The organism is Microbacterium sp. NPDC064942 (assembly GCF_049545525.1).
Taxonomy (GTDB): Bacteria; Actinomycetota; Actinomycetes; order Actinomycetales; family Microbacteriaceae; genus Microbacterium; species Microbacterium gawkjiense.
Map to the genome: position 1 here is coordinate 1 of NZ_JBMWDR010000014.1, position 9101 is coordinate 9101.

The 9101-nt window shown below is 64.3% G+C and carries 9 protein-coding genes; 1 reads left to right on the top strand and 8 read right to left on the bottom strand.

Going from position 1 to position 9101, the window contains the following annotated elements; translation table 11 throughout:
- The 6 genes from ACPEH2_RS15565 to ACPEH2_RS15590 all read right to left on the bottom strand — a co-directional run.
- Positions 1 to 799, bottom strand: a 799-nt coding sequence (locus ACPEH2_RS15565; RefSeq protein ID WP_423719070.1) for a PfkB family carbohydrate kinase, incomplete at its 3' end; no start/stop codon positions are given.
- A gap of 268 nt (positions 800 to 1067) precedes the next feature.
- Positions 1068 to 2072 carry an NAD(P)-dependent alcohol dehydrogenase gene (locus ACPEH2_RS15570; RefSeq protein WP_423719071.1) on the bottom strand — a complete coding sequence of 335 codons (1005 nt, stop codon included), beginning with the start codon at positions 2070 to 2072 and terminating at the stop codon, positions 1068 to 1070.
- Between the two features lie 5 nt (positions 2073 to 2077).
- Positions 2078 to 3574, bottom strand: a complete 1497-nt coding sequence (locus ACPEH2_RS15575; RefSeq protein WP_359921359.1) for a mannitol dehydrogenase family protein — start codon at positions 3572 to 3574, stop codon at positions 2078 to 2080.
- Positions 3575 to 3600: 26 nt separating this feature from the next.
- Entirely contained in the window at positions 3601 to 4413 is an 813-nt protein-coding gene (locus ACPEH2_RS15580) for a carbohydrate ABC transporter permease (RefSeq protein ID WP_359921362.1), read from the bottom strand.
- Positions 4413 to 5360: a carbohydrate ABC transporter permease gene (locus ACPEH2_RS15585; RefSeq protein ID WP_359921365.1), complete on the bottom strand. Its 948-nt coding sequence runs from the start codon at positions 5358 to 5360 to the stop codon at positions 4413 to 4415. Before ACPEH2_RS15585 ends, ACPEH2_RS15580 begins: the two co-directional genes overlap by 1 nt.
- 74 nt (positions 5361 to 5434) lie before the next feature.
- Positions 5435 to 6781: an ABC transporter substrate-binding protein gene (locus ACPEH2_RS15590; protein WP_217528600.1), complete on the bottom strand. Its 1347-nt coding sequence runs from the start codon at positions 6779 to 6781 to the stop codon at positions 5435 to 5437.
- A 292-nt stretch (positions 6782 to 7073) separates the two neighbouring features.
- Here ACPEH2_RS15590 and ACPEH2_RS15595 point away from each other — a divergent pair, with 292 nt between their 5' ends.
- Positions 7074 to 7925, top strand: a complete 852-nt coding sequence (locus ACPEH2_RS15595; RefSeq protein ID WP_359921368.1) for an AraC family transcriptional regulator — start codon at positions 7074 to 7076, stop codon at positions 7923 to 7925.
- Here ACPEH2_RS15595 and ACPEH2_RS15600 read toward each other — a convergent pair.
- Both ACPEH2_RS15600 and ACPEH2_RS15605 read right to left on the bottom strand, forming a co-directional pair.
- Positions 7922 to 8206 carry a hypothetical protein gene (locus ACPEH2_RS15600; protein ID WP_359921371.1) on the bottom strand — a complete coding sequence of 95 codons (285 nt, stop codon included), beginning with the start codon at positions 8204 to 8206 and terminating at the stop codon, positions 7922 to 7924. The two genes, ACPEH2_RS15595 and ACPEH2_RS15600, sit on opposite strands and share 4 nt — an antisense overlap.
- Positions 8203 to 8592 (bottom strand): hypothetical protein, encoded by a 390-nt coding sequence (locus ACPEH2_RS15605; RefSeq protein WP_359921374.1) that lies wholly within the window; start codon positions 8590 to 8592, stop codon positions 8203 to 8205. The genes ACPEH2_RS15600 and ACPEH2_RS15605 overlap by 4 nt, the downstream gene beginning before the upstream one ends.
- Positions 8593 to 9101: the final 509 nt, after the last annotated feature.

Below are 9101 nucleotides of genomic sequence, written 5' to 3' on the forward strand. Positions count from 1 at the left end.
ACGAGAAGCCTCCGTGTGTTCGAGCTGCAGAACTAGACAGCTCCAACTCGACACCGGAGGCTTCTCCTACGTCAACAACGATCCGGGTCAGTACATCTAGAGCGACGCGCGCCGTAGGAGTGGCCAGTGCGGCGCCTCCGCTTCCGCGCGTGATCGCAACGAGGCGTGTACTGCCCCGCAGGAGGTGATCCAACACCTCGCCGCTGCTCGCCCCCGGGTAGAGCCATGCGGCGTCCTCGTCGCTGAGCTTCACGACATCTGCGCGTTGGAGGAGACGTTCGAATCGTCGGACGGCAGCGTCCCGGGGACCGACGAGAGCTGGGCGGATGTTGGGATCCATCGAGACGAGAACGTCCCTCGGGAGGTCCTCGATGAACGCTTCGATGGTGCTCGCGCCGGGATGCATGAACATCGAGATCGACCCGAAGTGTACGACAGCTTCGTCACGTCGACGAGGTGCGGCGATCGTCCCGTCGATCTCGAAGATGTACTCAGCGCTTCCGTCCGCCCTTACCCGAGCCGTTGCGACAGAGGTGCGCTGGAGCGTCCACGACTCATCGGTCACGATGACACCCGAACCGGCGAGGTGCTCCGCGATTCGCGTGCCACGCGCGTCCGGTCCGATCGAGGTGTGGAATCGTGCGCGGTGGCCGAGACGCCCCAGGCCGAGTGCCACGTTCGCGGGGGATCCGCCTGGCATCTCGACCGCCACGCCCTCTCGCGTCACCACGTCTATAAGGCTCTCCCCGATGACCAGAACGCCGACCTCTCCTCGATGGGGGACACTTGCTTTCGTCATCTCTGTGACTCCTCCCTCAACTGGGCCACGTCTCGCTGCGAACGAGGTGTCGAGACGTACCCGCGCTTATCGACCGTTCGTCGCTTCCACGGGAAGTACGCATCCACAGCACCGGCCCCATTAATGGGCTGACGATAATGGCGACGATCCACGCCGCGCGGATCCCGGGAGGTAGTGAGGTTGCTTCCAGCACCTGGGAGATCGCAACGCACCCCGCCAAGATGAGCGCGATGCATATGGCCGCGGACAGAATGACGACCATCGCACCTCACCGACCCGGGTAGACGACGGCTTTGAGCTGGCCGGGTTCCCGCCCGATCGTCAGAGCCCGTTCCGCGTCCGCGAGCCCGAAGGTCGCGGTTACCAGATCATCGAGGTTGACCTTTCCGCTGCGGACCAGCTCGATGGCGAGCGGCCACGTGTTCGCGTATCGGAAGACGCCGCTGAGCCAGATCTCCTTGTTCTGGATCACGGAGATCGGGATTTCTACGTCATCGGCGCCGAGTCCCACGAGGATCACCCTGCCGGCTGGTCGCACGGCGGAGATTCCGGCACGGACGGCCGACGGCGCGCCCGTTGCGTCGATGAACGCGTCGACCTCGAGGCCTTCGACGGCGTCCACTCGGGGGTTCAGGACTCGCGTCGCTCCGAATCTGGAGGCGATCTCCCGCCTGCCCTCATCGATGTCTGTAACGAAGACTTCGGAAGCGCCGAATGCGCGAGCCGTCTGCGCCAAGATGACGCCGATGGGGCCGGCCCCCGCGATGAGGACGCGGCTTCCGGGGCCGACCTCGGCGCGTTTGTTCGCCCAGATGCCGACCGACAGCGGCTCCATCAGCGCGGCGGCCTCGTCTGAGACGCTGTCGGGGATCGCGAAAGCGAAGTCGCTCTGGATCGCGACGAACTCCGAGAATGCGCCGTCAATGGGCGGCGTGGCGAAGAACTCCATCCGCGGGCAGAGGTTGTACCGGCCGGCTTTGCACTGTTCGCAGACGCGACAGGGTTTCTGGGGCTCAACCGCGACCCGCTCGCCGATGCGCGCAGGGTCGACGTTCTCGCCGACCGCTTCGATGCGTCCCGACAGCTCATGCCCGAGCACAAGAGGGTTGTTCACCACGTACGGCCCGATCCGGCCGTGCTGGTAGTAGTGGACGTCGCTGCCGCACACACCTACCGCCGCCACGCGGACAAGCACCTGATCGGATTCGAGAAGTGGAACTTCTAGGGGTTCGATGGCGATGGAGTGAGGGGCGCTCAGCACGGCCGCGCTCATGAGGGTCACAGCTTCTCCTTGGGGGTGTCGTGGTGCGGGTCGATTCGTGTGCCGGCGATGTCCAGCAAGTGTTGGAGGGTGTGGCGGGCGCCACCACTGCGCAGTAGGTCACTGGCCGTGAGGTAGGCCGCGACAAAAACTTCGTCGCGTGCGAGATCGCCGAAGAGACGTTCGTTTCGCACGAATGCGAGACGGTCGTCTGCTTGGGCGCGCGCGATAGCGACGAGTTCGTCGCGCAGTGGGTCCACGACGGTGATCGGTTCCCCCTGCTCATCGATGCCTTCGGCATAGCGAGCCCAGCTGGCGATCACCGCAGCCCCCCAGGTGACCGATCCGCCCGCAGCCAGTCGCTCGCGGACAACGGGTACCAGCCACTTCGGTATGCGATCTGAGGAGTCTGCGCACAGGCGCGCCACGGTGTCGCGAACGGCCGGGTTCGAGAATCGCTCTATGAGGGTTCGCTTGTAAGCGCCGAGCTCCACTCCCGGCACGGGCCTCAGCGTTGGTGTGGCTTCGTCATCCATGTACCTCGTGAGGAGTGAGGAGATGAGTGGGTCTGCGGTTGCCTCGTGGACGAGGCGGTATCCCATGAGGTATCCGAAGTAGCAGAGTGCTTGGTGACTAGCGTTCAGCAGCCGAAGCTTCATCAGTTCGTAGGGTTCGACATCGTCGACGAGTTGAGCTCCTGCGTGCTCGAACGGTGGCCGGCCGGCCGCGAACCGATCCTCGATGACCCATTGGAAGAAGGGTTCGCAGATCACGGGCCACTCGTCGTGCACCCCGAGGCGCGCAGCGACATCGTCGATATCGTCCCTGGTGGTGACCGGCGTGATGCGGTCGACCATCGAGTTGGGAAACGCCACGTTCGCCGAGATCCACTTCGCGAGATCTGGATCCTGTGCGTCCGCGAAGGAAGTGAAGGCGCTTGCCGCTATGTCGCCGTTGTTCTGCACGTTGTCGCATGACAGCACAGTGAACGCCGGAACCCCACGGTCGCGTCGCCGCCGAAGCGCCTCGGTGACGAAGCCGAAGGCGGTCCGCGGTGCCCCGCCCGCGATCTCGGCTGCGACGGCCGGCTCGGTCACGTCGAAGGCGCCGGTCACGCGGTCAATGTTGTAGCCACCCTCGGTGACGGTCAGCGACACGATCTTCGTCGTCGGCTGCGCCATCCGCTCGATGACGGCTTCGGGATCCTCGGGAGCCCAGAGGTAGTCGACGATGCTGCCGATGACCGCGGTGTCCTGGCTTCCATCGGAGTGACGGACGGTGAGGGTATAGAGATGATCCTGCTCCGCGAGCACGTCCTTCATCCGACGGTCGCTGTCGAGCAGACCGACTCCGCAGATGGCCCACTCCTTTGCCAGGCCCTGGGACAAGAGTCGGTCGATCGTCCGCGCCATGTGGGCGCGGTGGAATCCTCCGACGCCCACGTGCACGATCCCCGTCGTCAGCCCGGTTCGGTCATAGGTGGGGGTCGTCACGTTGCTGGGCAGCAGCCGCACGCTCTCAGCTGACAGCGTGGGCCTACTCATTTGACGGCCCCCATGGCCAGTCCGCGGACGAGCTGCTTCTGCGCCAACCAGCCGGCTGCGACGACCGGCAGCACCGCGACCGTGGAGGCGGCCGACAGGACAGCCAGGAACTGACCGCGCCCATCGACGAAGCTCGCGAGGAACGGAGGGACGGTGCGCGCCGTGTCAGTGGTCAGGATGCTGGCGAGGAAGTACTCATTCCAGGAGAAGATGAAGCAGATCAGGGCCACCGCGGCGATGCCGGGAAGCACGATCGGCAGCACGACTCGGACGAGTTCTACCCTCAGGTTGGCTCCGTCGATCTGAGCGGCCTCGATGATCTCGACCGGTACTTCCGTGAAGAACGAGCGCATCATCCAGATCGCGATCGGGAGATTGATGGCCACGTACAGCCACGTGATCGCGGAGATGTTGTCGAGCAGTCCGAGCCACAACAGGATGAAGTAGACGGGGATGATAGACGCCGCCACCGGCAGGAAGCGGGTGGAGATGAAGAAGAACAGGACGTCGGTGACCTTCTTGATCGGCCGCACGCTGAGCCCGTAGGCGCAGGGGATGGCGAGCAGTAGCACGATCACCGTGGACGTAATGCTCGCGATCAGCGAGTTGGTCAAGTACGCCCCCATGCCGCGGTCGAACACCGCGATGTAGTTGTCGAAGCTCAGGGGCGTGAAGACGGTCGGAGGGATGGACGCGGCGGCGCTCTCGGACTTGAAGCTGGTGAACACCATCCATCCGATGGGGAAGAAGAAGAGGAGGACGACCACCCAGGTGGCGGTTGTCAGCAGACCTGCTCGGAGCGTACGCATCAGTCGCGGACCTTTCCTTCGACGAAGACCTTGAACAGGCTGCGCAGCGCGATGCTGGCCACAGCGAGGGTGATGATGACCGTGACGACGCCGAACGCTGCCGCTTGGCCGATGTCGAGGCCGATGAACGCCCGTTCGTAGAGCAGGTAGGGCAGGGTCTTCGTCCCTCCGGTGCCCTTGGTCATGATGGCGATGGGGTCGAACATCTGCAGGAGCATGATGCCGCCGAGAAGGACGGCGATCTCGATGTACTGCCGGAGGTGAGGCAGCGTCATGTAGCGGAAGATGCGGAGCGGTCCGGCTCCGTCGACGGACGCCGCCTCGAGCACACCCTTGTCCTGGCTCTGGAGCCCGGCCAGGAGGATCAGCATCATGAACGGTGTGAACTGCCACGTCATGACGATGATGATCGTGAGCGGCGGAAGGTCCGTGTTCCAGGCAATCGAGGGCAGGCCGATCGCGTTGAGGGCCACGTTCACGATGCCGTTGTTGACGTCCAGCATGAGGAACTTCCACAGCAGCGAGGCGGCAGCGGGCATGACCAGGAACGGAGTGATGAGCAGCGTTCGCGCGATGCCCTGGCCGCGGAAGTTGCGATCCAGAAGAAGCGCAAAGCCAAGCCCAAGGAGCAGAGCGAGGATCACCGAGGAGCCGGTGATGGCGACCGTCGCCCAGAGCGAGGAGAGGAAGTCTCCGCTGGCGAAGATGCTGAGGTAGTTGTTGAAGCCGGCGAACCCGGTCTCGTCGGGACGGAGCTGGTTCCAGTTCGTGAACGAGACGACGATGGTGACCAGGAACGGAATCTGCGTCAGCGCGATGGAGATGAGCAGCGCCGGCATGATGAGGCCCCGCGCGGTGCGGGCCTGTCGCTTGGTGGCCGGGTCGATTCTCGGTGGCAGTTTGGGCTTCTTGACGCCCGCGTCTGTGACTATGGCGGAAGTGGTCATCGTTGATCTCCTTGCCTTGGCGATCCGGGGCAGCGGCATGTGTTGCTGCCCCGGATCGCGGATGGGGCCGTGGTCTACTTCTGCTTGTCCCCGGCTGCCTGGGCGACTTCCTGTCCCTTGGCCAGTGCTTCCTCGACCGTGGTGCGACCGGCGATGGCATCGGCGACGTACTGCGCGACCTGGTTGCCGACGTCCTGGAACTCAGGGATCGTGACGTACTGGATTCCCACCCACGGCTGCGGGTTGACTCCGGGCTGCTCGGGGTTGACCGAGTTCATGACCTCGAGGGTGATAGGGGCGAAGGCCGCTGCCGCTTCCTTGTACTCGGGGATCTCGTAGGTCGAGTTGCGAGCTCCCGGCGGGACGCGGGTCCAGCCGAGGGTCTCACCGACGAGCTGCTGGTAGTCCTTGCTGGTCGCCCACTTGATGAAGCTCAGTGCGGCGTCGTAGTTCTTGGTGGTCTCCGGGATCGCGAGGTTCCACGACCACAGCCAGCCTGACTCCTCTGTCTTCACGACCGGGGCGTGGGCGTAGCCCATCTGACCGGCGACGTCGGAGGACTCCGGGTCCTCGAGGATCGAGGCGGCAACCGATGCGTCGTACCACATGGCTGCTTTTCCGCTCTGGAGCAGGTTGAGGCACTCGGTGAAGCTGTTCGAGACGGGGTCGGGCTCGCCGGCATCCTTGAGCAGGTCGACGTAGAAGTTGACGGCCTCGGTGAACTCGGGCGAGTTGACCTGGGCATCCCAGTTCTCGTCGTACCAGTTGCCGCCGAAGGTCTGCACGACCGTGGTCAGGGGCGCAAAGAGATCACCCCAGCCGGGCTTGCCTCGCAGACAGATCCCCGCCACGTCGTCGGTCTTCAGCTGCTTCGCGAAGTCGGCGACCTCCTGCCAGGTGGGCTTGTCCGGCATGGTCAGTCCGGCTGCTTCGAACATCGCCTTGTTGTACATGAGGATGGAGGACTCGCCGTAGAACGGGACGGCGTACTGCTTCCCATCGACGGAGATCGCCGTCCTCACCGGCTCGAGGATGTCGTCTACGTCGTAGTCCGCATCAGCGGCAAGGTCGGCCGTGAGGTCCTTCAGCCAGCCGAGTGCACCCCACTGGGGCACTTCGTACGCGCCGACGGTGACGATGTCGTACTGCCCCGCCTTTGACGCGACGTCGGCGGTGACGGCGGCGCGGAGGTCGCCTTCCTCCATCTGAACGAAGTTGACCTTGATGCCGGGGTTGTCCTTCTCGAAGGCGCCCTTCAGCTCCTCCATGTCCTTCATCTGCGGGTTGCTCACGGTGGCGAGCGTGAGGGTGACATCACCCTCCTGACTGTTGTTTCCACCGGCGCCGGCACAGCCGGCCATCGTGACGGCGGTGATCGCGAGCGCCCCGCCGATGGCGAGAATGCGTCGTGTGCGAAGCATCTGAACTCCCTTGTTGTGATTGCTGCTGTTGCTGCCGCCACCCGGCGGAGTGCTTCTTCTCTGAGACTCCGAGGCCGTCGTGGCTGATATGAGAATGCGCCCGCTGACCACACCGTGTCTCCGCGAAACTTCTCCGCTTCTGGTACTTTTTTTCCCTGTAGGTGTTTGTTCTGGCGACAACGAAGGTGTTGTGAGCATGAGGGGATCACCCGAGAACGACGCTCGGCTCGTGCTGGATCAGCCAGCCGCGCGCGAACTGGTTCCGTTACGTGCAGGAGAGTCGTTCCGATGGATGGAACACCACTACCCGGCACCCATCGCGCGGTGGAACTATCACCCCGAAGTCGAGATTCACCTGATCCGTAAGGGGACGGGTAGCTACATCATCGGCAATCAGGTCGGCGCGTTCGCCGCCGGTCATGTGGCCATCGTCGGCTCGAACGTGCCGCACGACTGGATGAGCGACCTCGCGCCGGATGAGGTCATCGAGAATCGCGACGCCGTCATCCAGTTCACGCCGGAGTGGCTGGATCAGACCGTTGCTGTGGTGCCGGAGCTCCACCGGACAAAGGACCTGATCCGGGAATCTCGCCGTGGCATCATCTACTCCGGCCGCACAGCGGATACCGCGGCGCAGCTCATCGAGGAGGTGGGCGCCACCGAGGGGGCTAGTCGAATCTCGCGGTTCTTCGCGCTGCTCGATCTACTTGCCGACGCCCCGGAGCATGAGCAGCACTTCGTCGCGCACGAACTGTACTCGTCCTCGGTCGACAGGGAGGGGCGTGCCGCAGTCGATGCGGGCCTCGCCTACGTGCTGGAGAACCTCAGCGGCGAGATCCGGATGTCGGAGGCAGCCCGCCTCGCGTACATGTCTGAGCCGACCTTCTCGAAGTACTTCAAGAAGGCGAGCGGGATGACCTTCTCGAACCTCGTCCGTCGTCTCCGAATCGCCAACGCATGCCGGCTGCTAGACCAGACCGACTCTGCAATCTCGGAGATAAGCTCCGCGGTCGGGTATGGAAACCTCGCGAACTTCAACCGCCAGTTCCGCACAGAGACGGGGGTTACACCGACCGAATACAGGCGGCTGGACGAACATCTCCGCCCGGACACCAACCCCGTTGGGGCGCTTCGAGTCCGTTAGCGCTTGCGGTCTGCGGTGGTCGCGAGGTAGAACTGCAGGACCGCGAACTTCGACTTCACTTGCGACACCCGGTACGTCGGATCGAGCGCTGCCAGCCGCTGGTCGAGTCGAATCAGGAGTGGCCACCAGCCCTGCGAGACGTAGAAGTTGGGGCGTGAGCTGTCGCGAAAGCGTGCCACGAGTGGGTCCAGCGCCGATGGGAGGTCGTCCCCTTCCCACTCCACCAGCTGACGGAACAGCCCGGCGTCCTCCGCGGCCGGGCGAGATTGCGGAACGTTCACGGCTGGTCTCCGACGGCCTTGACGTCCCGCGAGGTCACCAAGAGGGTAAGAGCCGCCCTCACCGTCACCATCTCGACCTCCCGGGAACCATCGCCAAGCCACGCTGCGGCGGTGTGACGGGCCTCGTGGACCAGGGCCTCAACATGCCCCGCGGAGAGCTCGTCGATGCGCCGACGCGTCTGCCCGTTGGAACGCTTGACGGGCTTGTTGAGCCACTGCGCCCACATCAGCGCACTCCCTGAGCCCGTTTCGAGTTCTCGCAGCACGGGTCCGAGGCCCGGCACGATCTGATGCTCCTGCACCTGGAACGCGGGGTACACATTCACACCGTCCGAGGTGACGATCTGGAGCACACGCCGCTCCTGCGCGGCTCGAATGATGCCCATTCCGCTCACGCGAAGTTCCCGCCGGAGCGACTCCTCTACGTAGCAAGGCCCGATGACAGCAGGCCACGGGTTCGGTTCGGGGACGTGCAAGTCCTCTGTCATGGCCCGCCTCCTCACCAGCCGCGGATCGTCTTCAACGACGGGAACGCAACGGACAGATCCCGGAGATCGAGGATCCCCAAGCTGCCTTCTTGCTCGTTGCATCCAACCGAGATGACGCGACGCCCGTCCTCGGTCACCCCGGCGCCAGGAGCGTGCATGTGGCCGTGCATGAGCAGCTCGGGCCTAACCGCATCCCAGACCTTGCTGACACGGACTCGAGACGCTGCCGACTCAACGATCGACTCCCGCGGAAACCCGAGCGGGTTCGTTCGGAGGATCTGCTGTACAAACCTCACGGGAGTCCTAGGGCGCGTTGATCAAGAAGGTGCGGGGTGGCCAGCCGCCGCGAGTTGCGCGGGAGAATGGGCGTGTGAAGATCCAGGTGCTGCATATCGAGGATTGCCCGA

Coding starts and splice junctions, on each gene's coding strand:
- ACPEH2_RS15605 (WP_359921374.1), bottom strand. CDS start 8,592: ATGGGCATCATTCGAGCCGCGCAGGAGCGGCGTGTGCTCCAGATCGTC.
- ACPEH2_RS15595 (WP_359921368.1), top strand. CDS start 7,074: ATGGAACACCACTACCCGGCACCCATCGCGCGGTGGAACTATCACCCC.
- ACPEH2_RS15590 (WP_217528600.1), bottom strand. CDS start 6,781: ATGCTTCGCACACGACGCATTCTCGCCATCGGCGGGGCGCTCGCGATC.
- ACPEH2_RS15580 (WP_359921362.1), bottom strand. CDS start 4,413: ATGCGTACGCTCCGAGCAGGTCTGCTGACAACCGCCACCTGGGTGGTC.
- ACPEH2_RS15570 (WP_423719071.1), bottom strand. CDS start 2,072: ATGAGCGCGGCCGTGCTGAGCGCCCCTCACTCCATCGCCATCGAACCC.
- ACPEH2_RS15585 (WP_359921365.1), bottom strand. CDS start 5,360: ATGACCACTTCCGCCATAGTCACAGACGCGGGCGTCAAGAAGCCCAAA.